Below are 17,534 nucleotides of genomic sequence, written 5' to 3' on the forward strand. Positions count from 1 at the left end.
TCGCGACGTGATGCCTTCACCACCTATGTCACGCAACGGCGCGCGACAGGAGCCAGAGGACATGCAGACCAAGCTGGACGAAGCCAAGGCAGAGCTGCTGGAGAGGGCGGCCCGCGTCGCTGAGAACAGCCCGGCCGGGGGGCAGCAACCGCCGGGGCCGAAGAGCGGGGCGGGGCTCGACCCGGAGACCCTGACCGCGTACCTCCAGCGCTACTACCTGCACACCGCGCCGGAGGACCTGGCCGGTCGCGACCCGGTCGACGTCTTCGGCGCGGCCGTCTCCCACTACCGCCTCGCCGAGATCCGCCCGCAGGGCACGGCCAACGTCCGGGCGCACACCCCGACGGTCGAGGAGAACGGCTGGACGTGCAGCCACTCCGTCGTCGAGGTCGTCACCGACGACATGCCCTTCCTGGTCGACTCGGTCACCAACGAGCTCTCCCGCCAGGGCCGCGGCATCCACGTCGTGATCCACCCGCAGATGGTCGTGCGGCGTGACGTCACGGGCCGCCTGCTCGAGGTCCTCGGCTCCAGCTGCGACGCCCACGGCGCCGGCAAGGACGCCGTCCTGCCGCACGACGCCGTCACCGAGTCCTGGATCCACGTCGAGATCGACCGCGAGACCGACCGCGACGACCTCAAGCAGATCGCCGCCGACCTGGTGCGCGTCCTCTCCGACGTCCGCGAGGCCGTCGAGGACTGGTCCAAGATGCGCGACGCCGCCCTGCGCATCGCCGACGCGCTGCCCGAGGAGCCCGCCCCGGCGGACGTCCCCGGCTCGGAGACCACCGAGGCCCGCGAGCTGCTGCGCTGGCTGGCCGCCGACCACTTCACCTTCCTCGGCTACCGCGAGTACGAGCTGACGAAGCTCGCCACCGACGGCGGCGAGGAGGACGTGCTCAGCGCCGTCCCCGGCACCGGCCTCGGCATCCTGCGCTCCGACCCCTCGCACCACGAGGAGGACCACCACGGTCCGCACTCGCACCTGCCGCGTCCGGCGTCCCCGTCGTTCAACCGGCTGCCCGCCGACGCCCGCGCCAAGGCCCGCGAGCACAAGCGGCTCGTCCTCACCAAGGCCAACAGCCGCGCCACGGTCCACCGGCCCTCCTACCTCGACTACGTGGGCGTCAAGAAGTTCGACGCCGACGGCAACGTGACCGGTGAGCGCCGCTTCCTCGGCCTGTTCTCCTCGGCCGCGTACACCGAGTCCGTGCGCCGCGTGCCGGTGATCCGCCGCAAGGTCCAGCAGGTCCTCGCCGACGCCGGCTTCACGCCCGACAGCCACGACGGCCGCGACCTGCTCCAGATCCTGGAGACCTACCCGCGCGACGAGCTCTTCCAGATCTCCGCCGACCAGCTGCGCTCCATCGCCACCAGCGTGCTCTACCTGCAGGAGCGCCGCCGGCTGCGGCTGTACCTGCGCCAGGAGGAGTACGGGCGCTACTACTCGGCGCTGGTCTACCTCCCGCGCGACCGCTACACCACCGGCGTGCGGCTGCGCCTGATCGACATCCTCAAGGAGGAGCTCGGCGGCACCAGCGTCGACTTCACCGCCTGGAACACCGAGTCGGTCCTCTCCCGGCTGCACTTCGTCGTCCGCGTCGCGCCGGGCGCCACCCTGCCCGACCTCACCGAAGCCGACGTGGACCGCATCGAGGCCCGCCTCGTCGAGGCCGCCCGCTCCTGGGCGGACGGCTTCGCCGAGACGCTGACCGCCGAGGTCGGCGAGGAGCGCGCCGCCGAGCTGCTGCGCCGCTACGGCGGCCAGGCCTTCCCCGAGGGCTACAAGGCCGACCACAGCCCCCGCGCCGCCGTCGCCGACCTCGGGCACCTGGAGAAGCTGACGGCCGCCGGCGGCGACCGCGACTTCGCGCTCAGCCTCTACGAGCCCGTCGGCGCGGCCCCCGGCGAGCGCCGCTTCAAGATCTACCGCACCGGCGAGCCGGTCTCCCTCTCCGCCGTCCTGCCGGTGCTCCACCGCCTCGGCGTCGAGGTCGTCGACGAGCGCCCGTACGAGCTGCGCTGCTCGGACCGCACCACCGCCTGGATCTACGACTTCGGGCTGCGCATGCCCGAGCGGATCGAGGGCGACGACGCCCGCGCCCGCTTCCAGGAGGCCTTCGCGGCCGTGTGGACCGGCGCCGCGGAGAACGACAACTTCAACAACCTGGTGCTGCGGGCCGGTCTCGACTGGCGGCAGGCCATGGTGCTCCGCGCCTACGCCAAGTACCTGCGGCAGGCCGCCTGGCCGTTCAGCCAGGCGTACATGGAGGACACCCTCAGCAACAACGTCCACACCACCCGCCTGCTGGTCAACCTCTTCGAGGCCCGGATGTCGCCCGCGCTCCAGCGCGCCGGCAACGAGCTCATCGACGGCCTGATGGAGGAGCTGGACGGCGCCCTGGACCAGGTCGCGAGCCTGGACGAGGACCGCATCCTGCGGGCCTTCCTCACGGTCATCAAGGCCACGCTGCGCACCAACCACTTCCAGCGCGACGCGGAGGGCCGGCCGCGCCCGTACCTGTCCATCAAGCTCGACCCGCAGGCCATCCCCGAGCTGCCGGCGCCCCGCCCGGCCTTCGAGATCTGGGTGTACTCGCCGCGCGTCGAGGGCGTGCACCTGCGCTTCGGCAAGGTCGCCCGAGGCGGCCTGCGCTGGTCCGACCGCCGCGAGGACTTCCGCACGGAGATCCTCGGCCTGGTCAAGGCCCAGATGGTGAAGAACACCGTCATCGTGCCGGTGGGCGCCAAGGGCGGCTTCGTCGGCAAGCGCCTGCCCGACCCGTCCGTGGACCGCGACGCGTGGCTGGCCGAGGGCATCGCCTCGTACAAGACGTTCATCTCCGGCCTCCTCGACATCACCGACAACATGGTCGGCGGCGAGGTCGTGCCCCCGAAGGACGTCGTCCGCCACGACGAGGACGACACCTACCTCGTCGTCGCCGCCGACAAGGGCACCGCGACGTTCTCCGACATCGCCAACGAGGTCGCCCAGTCCTACGGCTTCTGGCTCGGCGACGCCTTCGCCTCCGGCGGCTCGGCCGGCTACGACCACAAGGGCATGGGCATCACCGCCCGCGGCGCCTGGGAGTCGGTCAAGCGCCACTTCCGCGAGCTGGGCCACAACACCCAGACCGAGGACTTCACGGTCGTCGGCGTCGGCGACATGTCCGGTGACGTCTTCGGCAACGGCATGCTGCTCTCCGAGCACATCCGCCTGGTCGCCGCCTTCGACCACCGGCACATCTTCCTCGACCCCACGCCCGACGCGGCCGTCTCCTACGCCGAGCGCCGCCGCCTGTTCGAGCTGCCCCGCTCGTCCTGGGCCGACTACAACAAGGACCTGCTGTCCGCGGGCGGTGGCATCCACCCGCGCAGCGCCAAGTCGATCCCGGTCAACGCGCACGTGCGGGCGGCCCTCGGCATCGAGGCGGGCGTCACCAAGATGACCCCGGCCGAGCTGATGAAGGCCATCCTGCGCTCGCAGGTCGACCTGCTGTGGAACGGCGGCATCGGCACGTACGTCAAGGCCTCCACCGAGTCCCACGCGGACGTCGGCGACAAGGCCAACGACGCCATCCGCGTCGACGGCCAGGACCTGCGCGTCAAGGTCGTCGGCGAGGGCGGCAACCTGGGCCTGACCCAGCTCGGCCGGATCGAGTTCGCCTCCACCGGCGGCCGGATCAACACCGACGCGATCGACAACAGCGCCGGCGTGGACACCTCCGACCACGAGGTGAACATCAAGATCCTGCTCAACGCGCTCGTCACCGACGGCGACATGACCGTCAAGCAGCGCAACAAGCTCCTCGCCGAGATGACCGACGAGGTCGGCGAGCTCGTCCTGCGCAACAACTACGCGCAGAACGTGGCCCTGGCCAACGCCGTGGCGCAGGCCCCCAGCCTGCTCCACGCCCACCAGCGGATCATGCGCCGGCTCGGCCGGGACGGTCACCTGGACCGGGCCCTGGAGTTCCTGCCCACCGACCGGCAGATCCGCGAGCGGCTCTCCGCGGGCCGCGGCATGACCCAGCCCGAGCTGGCCGTCCTCCTCGCCTACATCAAGATCACCACGGCCGAGGAGCTGCTCGCCACCGAGCTGCCCGACGACCCGTACCTGGAGCGGCTGCTGCACGCCTACTTCCCGCAGCCGCTGACCAGCGGTTACCTGGAGCAGGTCGACGGGCACGCCCTGCGCCGGGAGATCATCACGACCGTCCTGGTCAACGACACCGTCAACAGCGGTGGCTCCACCTTCCTGCACCGCCTGCGGGAGGAGACCGGCGCCTCGCTGGAGGAGATCGTCCGGGCCCAGACCGCCGCCCGCGCCATCTTCGAGCTGGGCTCCGTGTGGGACGCCGTCGAGGGCCTGGACAACGTGGTCGCGGCCGACGTGCAGACGCAGATCAGGCTGCACTCGCGGCGCCTGGTCGAGCGCGGCACCCGCTGGCTGCTCAACAACCGGCCGCAGCCGCTGGAGCTCGCCGGGACGATCGACTTCTTCCACGACGGCGTGGCCAGGGTCTGGAGCGAGCTGCCCAAGCTGCTCAGGGGCGCCGACATGGAGTGGTGGCAGTCCATCCACGACGAGCTGGTGGCGGCCGGGGTCCCGGACGAGCTGGCCGTGCGCGTGGCGGGCTTCTCCTCCGTCTTCCCGGCGCTGGACATCGTCGCGGTCGCCGACCGCGCCGGCAAGGAGCCGCTGGACGTCGCCGAGGTCTACTACGACCTCGCCGACCGGCTGCACATCACCCAGCTGATGGACCGGATCATCGAGCTGCCGCGGGCCGACCGCTGGCAGTCCATGGCCCGCGCCTCCATCCGCGAGGACCTCTACGCGGCGCACGCCGCGCTCACCGCGGACATCCTCTCGGTGGGCAACGGCGCCTCGACGCCGGAGCAGCGCTTTGCCTCCTGGGAGGAGAAGAACGCGGCGATCCTCAGCCGGGCGCGCACCACGCTCGACGAGATCCGCGGTTCGGACGCCTTCGACCTGGCGAACCTGTCGGTCGCCATGCGGACGATGCGCACGCTGCTGCGGACGCACTCCTGACGGCGCGCGGGCACTGCGCCGGTGGGGAGCAGGCGGAGGAAATGACGCACTGCTGACGCCGGAGTGAACAAGGGACGGCCCCGGGGACAAATCCCCCGGGGCCGTCCTTTTGCCGTGCTATGAGGGACGGATGAAGGCCGTTTCCCGGTTGACGTCCGGCCCCTCGGGCCCCGCGTCCCCCTCCTCAGCAGCCCTTTCCGCCTCCGCTCCGGCCGTCGCCGAAAGGCCCGCCGCCAAGGCCGGCGCCCGGCCGGGCCCACCGGCGTACGCCCGGTACCAGGCCGCCCGGGCGGTGGCCCTCTACCTGGTGGTGGCGGCCGTCGGCTTCACGGTCATGCTGCTGGTCAGCCGGCACTTCGGGCGGGCGCCGGAGGCGGTGCTGCGCCGCTGGGACAGCGGCCACTACCTGCACATCGCGCAGCACGGCTATCCGGGGGAGATCCCGTACGGCCCGGACGGCGAGCCCAAGTTCAGCAGGCTGGCGTTCTTCCCGCTGGTGCCCGCGCTGATCCGGGCGGTGCACCTGGTGACGGGGCTGCCCGTGGTCTGGGCCGGGGTGGTGGTGTCGTGGACGGCGGCGTCCGTGGCCGCGGCGGGGGTGTTCCGGCTGGTGCGGGCGGTCGGCGGGCGGCCGGGCGCCGGGTACGCGTGCGTGGCGCTGTGGGCGTGCTCGCCGTACGCGTTCGCGCTGTGGGTGCCCTACTCGGAGGCCGTCTTCAGCGCGGCCCTGATCTGGACGCTGTCGGCCGTGCTGGAGCGCCGCTGGCTGACGGCGGCGGCGCTGTGCGCCCTGGCGGGGGCGGTGCGGCCGTCCGCGTCGGTGGTGGTGGGTACGGTGGGGCTGGCGGCCGGGTGGGAGCTGGTGCGGCAGCGGGGCTCCCGGCGCGCCTGGCGCGCCTGGGTGGCCCTGCTGACGGCCCCGCTGGGGATAGTCGCGAGCTGGCTGTTCCTGGGGAGCAAGGTGGGGCGCGTCGACGGCTGGTTCGAGGCCGAGCGCGCGTGGGGGCAGTCGTTCGACTTCGGTGCGGGGACGGCGCACGTGCTGAAGGACATGCTGCTGTACCGGCACGCCGGGCGGACGGCCGACCTGCGGACCGCCGCGGTGATCGCGGTGCTGGTGCTGGGCGCGGTCGGGGTGTGGGCGCTGGCCCGGGACCGGCGGGTGCCGTGGCCGCTGGTGGCGACGGTCGCGCTGGCGTGGGTGCTGATAGTGGGCACGCCGGGTTCGCCGCTGTCCAAGCCACGCTTCATGCTGCCGTTCCTGCCGGTTCTGCTGCTGTTGGCGGCGAGGCCGCTCGCGCGTGCTCCGCTTGGGGTGCGGGTGTGTCTCTACGGTGGAGGTGCGGTGGTCTCGGGGTGGTACGCGGCGGGGTTGCTCGTGCTGTTCGAGGGCTCGCCGTGATCCGTGGGGTCGCCGGTGTCGGCCGGGAGCAGGGCCCTGAACACCCACGCGCGGTAGGACCAGAAGCGGAAGAGTGTGGCGGCGGCGATGCCCAGGAACTTGAAGAGGTTGTTCTGGAACGGGGTGTCCCAGCCGAAGGTGTACGTGGCCGCGTAGAGCACCCCGTTCTCGATGACCAGCCCGACGGCGCTGAACGCGGCGAAGAGGGCGACCTGGCGGCTGCGCCGGCTCCTGTCGCGGTCCCGGTAGGCGAAGTGACGCAGCCCCAGGTAGTTGAAGGCGATGGCGACCACGGTGGCGACCACGCTGCAGCGCACGACCGGCAGTCCGGTGACCGTGCGGCAGAGGTTGAAGACCGCGAGGTTGACGACGATGCCGAGGCCGCCCACGGTGCCGAACTTGGCGAACTCCCGGCCGAGGGCCGCGAGCCCCGGTGCCGCCGCCGGTCGCAAGGATCGAAGGGGTCGCAGGGGTCGCAAGGGCCTCTCCCATTACGGTCGTCCCGGTATGGCCGCCACGCAAAGCAGACATTTGTCGCAGAGAACTGATTGTAGTGTAAATTGCCGCAAAAACTGACACAGTGCAATGATGACGGCGAGGACAGTGGCATGACAGAGGCGGTACTGCTCGTCGGCGGCAAGGGAACCCGGCTCCGGCCGCTCACCCTCAACACGCCGAAGCCGATGGTCCCGGCCGCCGGAGTGCCCTTCATCGCCCACCAGCTCGCGCGCGCCCGGGCCGCCGGCGTCCGCCACGTCGTCCTGGCCACCTCCTACCTCGCCGAGGTCTTCGAGCCCTACTTCGGCGACGGCTCCGCCCACGGCCTGCGCCTGACCTACGTCACCGAGAAGGAGCCGCTCGGCACCGGCGGCGCCATCCGCAGCGCGGCGGACGCCCTCACCACCGGCCCCGCCGGCCCCGTCCTCGTCTTCAACGGCGACATCCTCACCGGACTCGACATCAGAGGCCTGCTGCACCGCCACGAACGGGCGCGGGCCGACGTCACCCTGCACCTCACCAGGGTGGCCGACCCGAGGGCCTTCGGGCTCGTCCCCACCGACGCCGACGGGCGCGTCCTGGCCTTCACCGAGAAGCCCGGCCGCCCCGAGGAGATCGTCACCGACCAGATCAACGCCGGCGCCTACGTCTTCCGGCGCGACGTCATCGACACCATCCCCACCGGCCGCCCGGTCTCCGTCGAACGCGAGACCTTCCCCGGCCTGCTGGCCTCCGGCGCGCTGCTGCACGGCGTGGTCGACGCCTCGTACTGGCTCGACCTCGGCCGCCCCGCCTCCTTCGTGCGGGCGTCGGCCGACCTCGTCCGGGGCGTCGTCCGCTCGCCCGCCGTCCCCGGGGAGCCGGGCGAGCACCTGCTGCTGCCCGGCGCCCACGCCGAGCCCGGTGCCCGGCTGACCGGCGGCACGGTCGTCGGCGCCGGCGCGTACGTCGCGGCGGGCGCCGAGGTCGACGGCTCCGTCGTCCTGGACGGCGCCCGCATCGAGGCCGGCGCCCGGATCCGCGCGAGCATGATCGGCCAGGGCGCCCGGGTCGGCCCGCGCACCGCCCTCGACGGCGTGGTGATCGGCGACCACGCGGAGGTCGGCGCCGACAACGAACTGCGCGACGGCGCCCGCATCTGGTGCGGCACGGTCATCCCCGACGCGGCCATCCGCTTCTCCGCCGCCTGACGCTTCCCCCGTTCCTCCTGCCCGACGCTTCTCCTGCCTGATGTCCCTGGCGTTTTCCCCGCCGCCCGACGAACCCCGAGGACCAGCCCATGAGCGCACCCCGTACCCCCGCCCCGGCGCCCCCGCTGCCCGCGGAGTGGGGCCGTACCGCGACGACCGTCGTCATGCCCACGTACAACGAGGCGGCGAACCTCGCCACCATGGCCGAGGCGCTCATGGCCCTGCCGCTGGAGGGCCTGCGGCTGCTGGTCGTCGACGACAACAGCCCCGACGGCACCGGCGCGATCGCCGAACAACTGGCCGAGAAGTACAACGAGCCCGGCCGCACCCGCATGGGCGTCCTGCACCGCACCACCAAGGACGGCCTCGGCCGCGCCTACGCCGCGGGCATGGCCCGGGCCGTCTCCGAGGGCGCCGCCTACGTCGTGCAGATGGACGCCGACGGCAGCCACCCCGCGGAGAAGGTCCCCGAACTGCTCGGGGTCGCCCTCGCCACCGGTGCGGACGTCGTCGTCGGCAGCCGGTACGTGCCCGGCGGCTCCCTCTCGGACGCCTGGAAGGTCCACCGCAAGCTGCTCTCCCGCTGGGCCAACGCCTACGCCAGCACCGTCCTGGGCACCCGCGTCCGGGACATCACCGGCGGCTTCAACCTGTGGTCCGCCACCGCCCTCGCCGCCATCGACCTGGAGACCGTCGACAGCGCCGGCTACAGCTTCCAGGTGGAGATGAAGTACCGGGCGCTGAAGGCCGGTCACACCGTCATGGAGGTGCCGATCCACTTCGAGGACCGCACTGCCGGGGAGTCGAAGATGAACCTGGCCGTCCAGCTCGAATCGGTGGTCATGCCGTGGCGGCTGCGCACGAGGCCGTCCCGTGCTGCCGGTCGCCGCGCCCGCTGAACCGGCGGCCCCGCCCGGGGCCGCCCCGCAAGGCCGCGCGGCGGGTCTCCACCGGACCGTCCCGGCCTGCGTCCTGCTGACGGCCGTCCTCCTGCTGCTCATGACCGTACGGCTGCCCTGGGCCGGGGACCTCGGGATGCACGCGGCCGTCCTCGAACGGCTGCGCGCCGACCTGCTCCACCCCGGCAACCCCCTGGTCGACGCCGCCACCCCGAGCCCGTACTACTCGCCCTGGGCGGTCCTGCTCGCCCTCACCGGATCGGCGACCGGCTGGGGGACCTTCACCGTGCTGCGCCTGGGCGCGTTCGCGGCCCTCGTGCTGCTCGGCACGGGCGTCCACGCCTTCGTCCGGACCTTCACCCGCAGCAGGGCGGCGGTGCCGCTGGCGGTGCTCTGCCTGCTCCTGCTGTACGGAGTGAGGCTTTTTGCGTGGAGCGGCGTCCCGGGCCTCACGTCGCTCTCCCTCACTCTCGCCTACCCGAGCACGTTCGCCCTCGGAGCGGCCTTCCACCTGTGGGCGCTGCTGCGGCGTGCCCTGGCCGCCGGCCGGGGGACCGCGGTCTTCCTGGGGCTCGGGCTGCTGCTCGCCGGGATCCTGCTCGTCCATCAGTTCACCGGCGCCGTCGCCGCGCTGGGCTGCGTAGCGATGCTCCTGGGCGCCCGGCCGTGGCCAGCGCGCGCGGTGCGGCTGCGGGTGGCCGCGGCGGGCGTCCTGGCCGCGGCCGTGCCCGCGTGCTGGCCGTACTACGCGTTCTACTCCCTGCTCGGCACGGGCGGCGGCCTGGACGACATCCACCGGCCGCTCTACGACCACCTCGCGACGAAGTTCTGCCTGACCGCGCTCGGCGCGGCCGCCCTGGTGCTGCGCGCGCGGCGCGACCGCCGCGACCCGCTGGTGATCTTCTTCGTGCTGGGGCTCGCCGTCTTCGCCGCCGGAGGGCTGAGCGGGCACCAGGCGTGGGGCAGGATCCTGCCCGCCGTGCTCGTCCCGGCCCAGCTCGCGCTCGCCCTGGAGGCGGTGGGCGGCGGGCGCCGGGCGCGGGCCGCCCTCGCCCCGCTGACCGCCGTCGCCCTCCTGGTGGGCGCCTGGACGCAGGCCGGGGTGCTCGGCTACGTCCTGCGGCCCCAGGCCGTCCCGCCCGTCCTGCGCCACATCCACACCGTCGCGCTTTGGCCACGGTTCACGTGGGCGGCGTACGAAGTGCTCCCCGGGCAGACGGTGATGACCGACAACTACTACGCGCTGCGCATGCTCCCCGCGTACGGGCCGTACACCGTCGCCCCCGCCTATCCCGACGTCTTCCTCCCCGACGCGGCCCGCCGCCGCGCCGAGACCCGCCGCTTCTTCGCCCGGGACACCTCCCGGGCCGAGCGGCTCGGCATCCTCAAGGAGTACCGCGTGCGCTGGGTGCTGCAGCAGAACGGCGGCCCGGGCCTGGACCGGGACGATCCGGCCGTGCGCCGGACCGTCCACGGCCCGGCCGGGTTCACCCTCTCCGAGGTCGCTCCGTGAGCGCCGGGCGGGGCGGGGGCGCCGACCTCTTCGGCCGCTGGCTGCGCGGGCGGGCCCCGTGGCCGGTGCTGCTCGCCGCGCTGCTGGTCCTCGCGCTGGACGTCGTGCGCGTGGTGCGGGGCCCCCGGACGCCGGGGATCGACAACGCCGTGGTGGTGCGGGCGGCGCAGGCACTCCTCGACGGGGGCTCGCCGTACGCGGACAAGCGCTTCCTCTACCTGCCGGGCGCGGTGTTCGCGGCGCTCCCGCAGACGCTGGTCACCCGGGACGTGCTGGCCACGGCGGTGCCCGTGGCCGCCGCGCTGTCCGTCCTCGCCGGGGTGGTGCTCGCCCTGCGGGTCTTCGGGGTGCGGCCCGACAGCAGGCTCGCGGCGGGCGTCACCGCCGCGCTCGGCGTCTTCGAGCCCTTCCACGGCGTCGTCTACCTCGGCAACTGGACGGTCCTGTCGGCCGTCGCCTTCCCCGCCGCCCTCCTGCTCGCGCGCGACGGGCGCTGGTGCGCGGCCGGGGGAGTGGTGGGTGCGGCGCTGGCGCTGAAGCCGATGCTCGTGCCGCTGCTGCTGCTGTTCGTGCTGGCCGGGCGGTGGCGGGCGCTGGCCTGGGCCGTGGGCGTTCCCGCCGCGGTGTCCCTGGCGTCGGCGCTCGCGATGCCCCGCCCAGGGCTGTTCTTCACCCGGACGCTGCCGTTCCTGATGCGGGGCCAGGACGCGTACGCCCGCCCGTTCGACGCCGCCTGGCCGTCGGTGCTGCCGCGCCTCGGGGTGCCGGAGCCCCTCGCGCTCGCCCTAGCGGCCGGCGCGGCGGTGGCGGTGCTGCTCTGCGCGCGGTACCGGTGGCGGGCCGGCGGCGATCCTTCCCTGCGGCTGGTGGAGTGCGCGTCACTCCTGATGCTCGCGGCGTTCCTGGTCTCGCGCCCCTCGTTCCAGCACTACATGCTCGTCGTCCTCCCCTCGCTCGCCGCGTCGCTGGTGGTGCGCACCGCGGCGGCGCGCTCGGTGTGGCTGTGGCTGCCGTTGCTCCCCGAGGCCGCAGGGGTGACCTGGCCGTATCTGGACACGGCCCGGAGGCATGCCTTCCGCGACGTCGTCCTGATCGCCGGGGTGACCGCGGCCCTCGCCCTGCACGCCTGGCGCACCCGCTCGGACCCCTCACGGGAGGTGACTGTCAGTGCCCGCATCTACGCTTTGGGTAATCGCGAATCCGTCCGCGCGGATGGCGGGCCGCCCGACCGTGCCCGCGATGCGCCGGACCGCACCGAGACGAGGTGACCGTGACCGCCGCACATCCCGCCCCCGGCCCCGATGTCAGTGTCGTCGTGATCGTCCACAACGACGCCGAACGCCTGCCGCGTGCCGTGCGGTCGGTCCTCGCCCAGTCCCTGCGCAACCTCGAAGTGATCATCGTCGACGACTGCTCGACGGACGGCACCTTCGCCGCCGCCCAGCGGCTGACCGCCGCCGACCCCCGGGTCCGGCTCATCCGGCTGCCCGTCAACAGCGGCGGCTGCGGCGCCCCGCGCAACGCCGGCATCGACGCGGCCCGCGCCCCCCGCCTCATGTTCCTCGACAGCGACGACGAACTTCCCTACCACGCCTGCAAGTCCCTGCTGCTCACCGCCGAGGAGACCGGCGCCGACCTCGTCACCGGCGAGGTCACCCGGCTCTTCGAGGAGTCCGGCACCACCGGCCTGTGGTACCCGGAGCTGTTCGAGGACGTCCGCGTCGTCCACGGCATCCGCTCCGCCCCCGAGTTCTTCCTCGACCACCTCTCCACCAACAAGCTCTACCGCGCGGACTTCCTCGCCCGCCACGCCCTCCGCTTCCCCGAGGACATGCACTACGAGGACCAGCTCTTCACCGCCCGCGCCCTCACCCTCGCCCGCACCTTCGCCGTCGTGCCCTGGCCCGTCTACACCTGGCGCCTCGCCGCCGACCCCGCCACCCTCTCCATCTCCTCCAGCCGCCACAAGCTGCGCAACGCCGTCGACCGCATCAAGGCCGCCCGGCTCATCGACGCCTTCCTGGAGGAGTCCGGCAACGCCGCCCTGCGGCCCGCGAAGGACGAGAAGTTCCTCCGCCACGACTTCCGCCTCTACCTCGGCGACCTGCCCTTCCGCGACCCCGAGTGGATCGCCGGGTTCGCCGCCGCCGTCACCCCCTATCTGGCCGAGATCGCCCCCGAGGCGCTCGCCGCCATGCCCCGCGAACAGCAGATCTGCCAGTTCCTGCTGTGCTCCGGGCGGTACGAGGAGGCCGCCGAGTGCGCCCGCACCCTCGACCGGCCCCGGCTCGCCCCCCGCCACGTCGTCCGCGACGCCGGCCGCATGTACTGGGGCCCCGCCCTGCCGCGCGACGCCGAGGAGGCCGCGGGCCTCGACATCACCTCCTGGCGCCTGGACGACCAGCCCTTCGCCGCCGGCCCCCTGCGCCACGAAGTGGCGGACATCGCCGCCGACGGCCCCCTGCTGCGGATCCGGCTGCACACCTACGACCCCGCCCTCCTGCTCACCGCACCGGGCCCGGTCACGGCCGAGCTGCGCATCGCCACCACCGGAGAGCCGCTCGCCGTGCCCTTCGCCTACGAGCCGGCCGCGCCCGGCGAGGACGGCGGCCCCGCCCGCCGCACCGCCGAGGCCGTTCTCGACCCCCGCCGCATCCCCCTCGGCCCCAAGGGATTCCGCGGGCGCCGCCACCCCGTCGTCGTCCTCGAACGCCTCGGCCTCACCCGCTCCGACCCGCTCCTGGCCCCCGCCGGCCTCACCCCGCTGCGAGCGAGGATCCCCCAGCGCGGGCCCCTCGCCGCCCACGCCGTGCGCGTGGCCTGCGAAGGGCACGGCGCCGGCCGGCTGGAGCTGTCCTGGGAGCGCGCCGGCGCCCTCGGCCGCGCCGAAGCCGCCGCCGGGCGGGCCGAGCCCGTCCGCCGCGGCCTCCAGCGGCTCACCCGCCGCGTCACCGGCCCCCGCGTCAAGGCCCTCACCTACCACGAGCTGCAGAGACTGCCCGTGGACGACAGCCTCGTGGTCTTCGAGGCCCTGGAGGGCCGCGGCTACGCCGACAGCCCCCGCGCCATCCACGAGGAGCTGCAGCGGCGCGGCCTGCCGCTGCGCGCCGTCTGGTCGTACGCAGGCAACCGCTCCTCCTACCCCGAAGGGCTGCCGCTCGTGCGCCGCGGCAGCTGGGAGTACGTCCACGCCCTCGCCCGCGCCCGCTACTGGGTCGACTCCCACGGCTTCCCCACGCTCTACGGCAAGCGGCCCGCCACCCGCTATCTGCAGACCTGGCACGGACAGGCCTTCAAACACATGGGCTTCGACGTGCCCGAACTGCGGCTGGCCAATGCCGAGCGGCAGCGGCGGCACCGCGAGACGATCGCCCGCTGGGACGCCCTCATCGCCCCCAGCGAGGAGTTCGAGCGCACCTTCGTCCGGGCCAACGCCTACGAGGGCGAGCTCCTGCGCACCGGCCTGCCCCGCAACGACGACCTCGTCCGCCGGGACGACCCCGCCCGCCGCGAGCGCGCCGCCGCCACCCGCGAGCGCCTGCAGATCCCCGACGGCCGCCGCGTCCTGCTCTACGCCCCCACGTTCCGCGACGGGGCGCGCGGCAGCGGCGACTCCGTCCGCGCCGACCTCGCCGAGCTCGTGCGCTCCCTCGGCGAGGACTGGACGATCGTCGTCCGCCCGCACTACTACGAGCGGTACACCGTCCCCCGCGAGCTCGGCCACGCGGTCCGCGACGGCCGGGAGTTCCCCGACCTCAACGACCTGCTGCTCGCCTCCGACGCCCTCCTCACGGACTACTCGTCCCTGATGTTCGACTACGTCAACCTCGGCCGGCCCATCCTGTTCTTCACCGACGACTACGAGCACTACCGCGCCACCGCCCGCGGCACGTACTACGACCTGCCCGACATCGCCCCCGGCCCGATGCTCACCACGACCGGCGAGCTGATCGCCGCCCTGCGCGACCTGAAGGCCGTCGAGGAGGAGTGGGCCGGGGCCTACGCCCGCTTCCGGGAGCGCTTCAACCCCTACGAGACGGGGCGGTCGAGCGAGGCCGTGGTGGACCTGTTCTTCGCAGGGGCCCTCGCAGGAGGCGAAGCCCGGTGAAGCGGCGCAACCTCTTCCTCGTCGGGATCGACGTCGACTCCATGGGCGGCTCGCAGCGCGTCCTGCACACTCTCGCCCAGGGCTTCGCGGAGCGCGGTCACCACGTCGAGCTCATCGGCATCCGCCCCAGCCCCGAGCCCCACACCTACCTCGCCGCCCCCGCCTACCGGCACCTCACCCTCTACCGCGCCCCCGCCCCGCCCGCCTGGCGGGCCGCCTCCTTCGCCGAGCGGCTGAGCCCCGCGCGGCTGCGGTCGGCGCGCGCCGAGCGGCAGGAGCGGGAGCGGGCCCGGCAGCGGCTGGCCCGCCGGTTCGGGGCCGTCCGCGACGGCATGATCGTCATCGGCTCGCCCTGGGCGGCGGCCTGGCTGGAGCCCGTCGAGCGGTCCCACCTGAGGGCCATCGGGCAGTATCACGAGTCCTTCCACCAAGCACGCACCTCCGAGAACCTCCAGCTGATCCTGCGTCACTACCCGGCCCTGGAGAAGGCGCTGTTCCTCAGCGAGCCGGATGCCGCCGAGTTCCGGCGGCGGCGCCTGCCCAACGCGGGCGTCCTGCCCAATCCGCTGCCCTTCGCCCCTGCGGAGCGGGCCGCCGCCCTGGACACGCGGCGCGTCGGTGCGGTCGGCCGGCTGGAAGCGGTCAAACGCCTCGACCGGCTGCTCGACGCCTTCGCCGAAGCGGGGGCCGGCCGGCCCGGGTGGGAGCTGCACCTCTTCGGCGACGGCCCGCTGGAGCCGGAGCTGCGCGCCCGGGCCGAGCGGCTGGGCATCGCAGGCCGCGTCCGCTTCCGCGGCAGCGTGCGGGACATGGCCTCGGCCTACGCCGAACTGTCCGTCGTCGCCCTCACCAGCGAGCGCGAGGGCCGCCCCATGGCTCTCGCCGAGGCGTCGGCCGCCGGGGTGCCCTGTGTGAGCTTCGACCTGTCGGGCGGCGTGCGTGAGCTGGTCCGCCACGGACGGACGGGCACGCTGGTGCCTCCCGGCGAGGTCGGGGCCTTCGCCGCGGCGCTCGGGGAGCTGATGGAGGACGGTGCGCTCCGTGAGCGGTACGGGGGCGCTGCGCGGGAGCATGTCGCGCCGTTGCGGTTGCCGGCGGTGCTGGACCGGTGGGAGGCGTTGTTCGAGGAGATCGATCGCTGACCGTGTCGCCTACGGGGGGAGTGCTGAGCATGGAGCGAGGCTGCGGGTTGTTTGTGGCTGAGCGCGCAGTTCCCCGCGCCCCTTTTGGGGCGCGGGGCCGGGAGTCATCCGTGTCTGGCCACCGCCCACGCCCCCCGCGCGCCCGACGCCAGCCGCAGTGCCAGCGAGCCGTTCACGGTGGCGTACGGGCGGGCGAGCAGCAGGCCGTGGCGGAGGCTCGGCAGGGCCGCGCGGTGCAGGCCGCGCCCCACGGCCCGCACGGTCGTGCGGAAGGCCCCGCCCGCGCATTGCACTCGTACGCGCACGTCCCACGTCTGCGGCGGAGCGGCGCCGTCGCGCCGGTCGCGCCCTGCGAGCACGGACAGGGGCAGGACGACGCGCGCGGTCCACGCCGCGCCCTCGTCCGTCAGCGGCACGGCCCTGCGCAGCACGGGCCCGCCGTCCCGGTGCCGCAGTTCGACCTCCGCGGCCTCCGGCCCGATCGTGGCGAGGCGCCCGTAGAGGTCGTGGACGCGCAGGCGCAGCCGGGCGCGGGCGCGGGCGGTGAGGCGCAGTTCGGCGTCCACGGTCACCGGCAGGTGGTGCGGCGGCACGGCCCCCGGCCCGAGGACGCCGTCCAGGGCCGCCCGGGGCAGGTCCGCCGACCAGATGGGCGTGGCGGCCGCGTCCTGTGCGTAGGGCGGCAGGAGCCGGGCCGGCCGGGCGGCGAGCTGGGCCAGCCGCTCCAGGTCGCGCGGGGCCTCCGCGGCCAGCACGACGCGGGCGATCCAGCGGGCCGGCGGGCGGGCCGCGCTCAGCTCGGTCTCGTCGAAGCCGGCGAGGTAGCCGCGGGTGACACGCCACCAGGCGTGCCGGTAGCCCGCGCTGCGGGCGGGCAGTTCGCGGACGTACATCCGCAGGTCGTGGTCGAGGAACTTCACCCGTGCGGCGCGGGCCAGCGGTTTGCTGCCCGCGTCGAGGAAGACCTCGACGCTGCTCCGGTGCGCGGTCACGCGCGCCTGCCAGTTGGCGATGCGCTCGCGGTCGAGGGAGATCGAGGGCGCCGCGGCGTCGCGCCGCACGTGCCAGATGTAGACGGTGTCGGGCACGGTCGCCACGCGCGGCGCGGCCGCCATCACCCGGGCGGCGAAGACGAAGTCCTCGTAGATGAAGCGCCCTTCGGGGAAGACGATGCCGTGTTCGGTGAGGAAGTCCCGCGCGTAGAGCTTGTTGACGCACAGGGTGTCGCGCAGGAGCGCCGGACGGGCCTCGGGGCCGGCGTACACGGCCGGGCGCCGGTAGAGGGCGGGCTGCCAGCCGGTGTCGCGCCGCTGCGGGAGCTCGCGGCGCACGCACAGGCCGGCCGCCACGGGGGCGCGGTGGCGCAGGGCCGCGCCGAGGAGGGCGTCGACGGCGCCCTCGGGCAGCGTGTCGTCGCTGTCGAGGAACATCACGTACGGCGCGGTGGCGGCCCGTACGCCGTCGTTGCGGGGCGTGCCGCAGCCGCCGCTGTTGGCCGCGCGGTGGACGACCCGCAGGCGCGGGTCGGTGTCGGCCAGCTCGTCGAGGATCGCGGCGGTGCCGTCCGTGGAGGCGTCGTCGACGGCGATGACCTCGGCGACGGCGGGCCCCTGGGCGAGCGCGGAGCGGACGGCGTCGCGGATGTGGGCGGCGTCGTTGAACCCGATGACGATGACGCCGACCTGCGCGGCGGGCAGGGTTCCGCTCCCGTTCACTGTCACGAAAGACA

Annotated in this window: 10 protein-coding genes; 8 read left to right on the top strand and 2 right to left on the bottom strand. The window is 73.9% G+C overall.

Features of this window, described 5'->3' with window-relative positions; translation table 11 throughout:
- Positions 1-61 precede the first annotated feature (61 nt).
- Positions 62-5,053: an NAD-glutamate dehydrogenase gene (locus ACOTKD_RS36690; RefSeq protein ID WP_424893340.1), complete on the top strand. Its 4,992-nt coding sequence runs from the start codon at positions 62-64 to the stop codon at positions 5,051-5,053.
- A 130-nt stretch (positions 5,054-5,183) separates the two neighbouring features.
- Positions 5,184-6,455, top strand: a complete 1,272-nt coding sequence (locus ACOTKD_RS36695) for a hypothetical protein (protein ID WP_424893341.1) — start codon at positions 5,184-5,186, stop codon at positions 6,453-6,455.
- Here ACOTKD_RS36695 and ACOTKD_RS36700 read toward each other — a convergent pair.
- Positions 6,383-6,907, bottom strand: a complete 525-nt coding sequence (locus ACOTKD_RS36700; RefSeq protein WP_424893342.1) for a GtrA family protein — start codon at positions 6,905-6,907, stop codon at positions 6,383-6,385. The two genes, ACOTKD_RS36695 and ACOTKD_RS36700, sit on opposite strands and share 73 nt — an antisense overlap.
- Before the next feature lie 156 nt (positions 6,908-7,063).
- Between ACOTKD_RS36700 and ACOTKD_RS36705 the strand changes: the two genes are divergently transcribed.
- The 6 genes from ACOTKD_RS36705 (at position 7,064) to ACOTKD_RS36730 (ending at position 15,805) form a co-directional block, all read left to right on the top strand.
- A complete protein-coding gene (locus ACOTKD_RS36705) occupies positions 7,064-8,143 on the top strand; it encodes a sugar phosphate nucleotidyltransferase (RefSeq protein WP_424893343.1) in 1,080 nt (359 codons plus the stop codon).
- Positions 8,144-8,232: 89 nt separating this feature from the next.
- On the top strand, positions 8,233-9,042 hold the full coding sequence (locus tag ACOTKD_RS36710; RefSeq protein WP_424893344.1) for a polyprenol monophosphomannose synthase: 810 nt from the start codon (positions 8,233-8,235) through the stop codon (positions 9,040-9,042).
- Positions 9,017-10,555, top strand: coding sequence for a hypothetical protein (locus tag ACOTKD_RS36715; RefSeq protein WP_424893345.1), 1,539 nt, complete (start codon positions 9,017-9,019; stop codon positions 10,553-10,555). Before ACOTKD_RS36710 ends, ACOTKD_RS36715 begins: the two co-directional genes overlap by 26 nt.
- Positions 10,552-11,823: a glycosyltransferase family 87 protein gene (locus ACOTKD_RS36720; RefSeq protein WP_424893346.1), complete on the top strand. Its 1,272-nt coding sequence runs from the start codon at positions 10,552-10,554 to the stop codon at positions 11,821-11,823. The genes ACOTKD_RS36715 and ACOTKD_RS36720 overlap by 4 nt, the downstream gene beginning before the upstream one ends.
- 2 nt (positions 11,824-11,825) lie before the next feature.
- Positions 11,826-14,663: a bifunctional glycosyltransferase/CDP-glycerol:glycerophosphate glycerophosphotransferase gene (locus tag ACOTKD_RS36725; protein ID WP_424893347.1), complete on the top strand. Its 2,838-nt coding sequence runs from the start codon at positions 11,826-11,828 to the stop codon at positions 14,661-14,663.
- Positions 14,660-15,805 (top strand): glycosyltransferase, encoded by a 1,146-nt coding sequence (locus tag ACOTKD_RS36730; RefSeq protein WP_424893348.1) that lies wholly within the window; start codon positions 14,660-14,662, stop codon positions 15,803-15,805. Before ACOTKD_RS36725 ends, ACOTKD_RS36730 begins: the two co-directional genes overlap by 4 nt.
- Before the next feature lie 104 nt (positions 15,806-15,909).
- On the opposite strand, the gene ACOTKD_RS36735 is transcribed toward ACOTKD_RS36730, so the two are convergent.
- Positions 15,910-17,526, bottom strand: coding sequence for a glycosyltransferase family 2 protein (locus ACOTKD_RS36735; RefSeq protein ID WP_424893349.1), 1,617 nt, complete (start codon positions 17,524-17,526; stop codon positions 15,910-15,912).
- Positions 17,527-17,534 lie beyond the last annotated feature (8 nt).

The sequence above is a fragment of the Streptomyces sp. XH2 genome (genome assembly GCF_049725035.1).
GTDB lineage: Bacteria > Actinomycetota > Actinomycetes > Streptomycetales > Streptomycetaceae > Streptomyces > Streptomyces roseoverticillatus.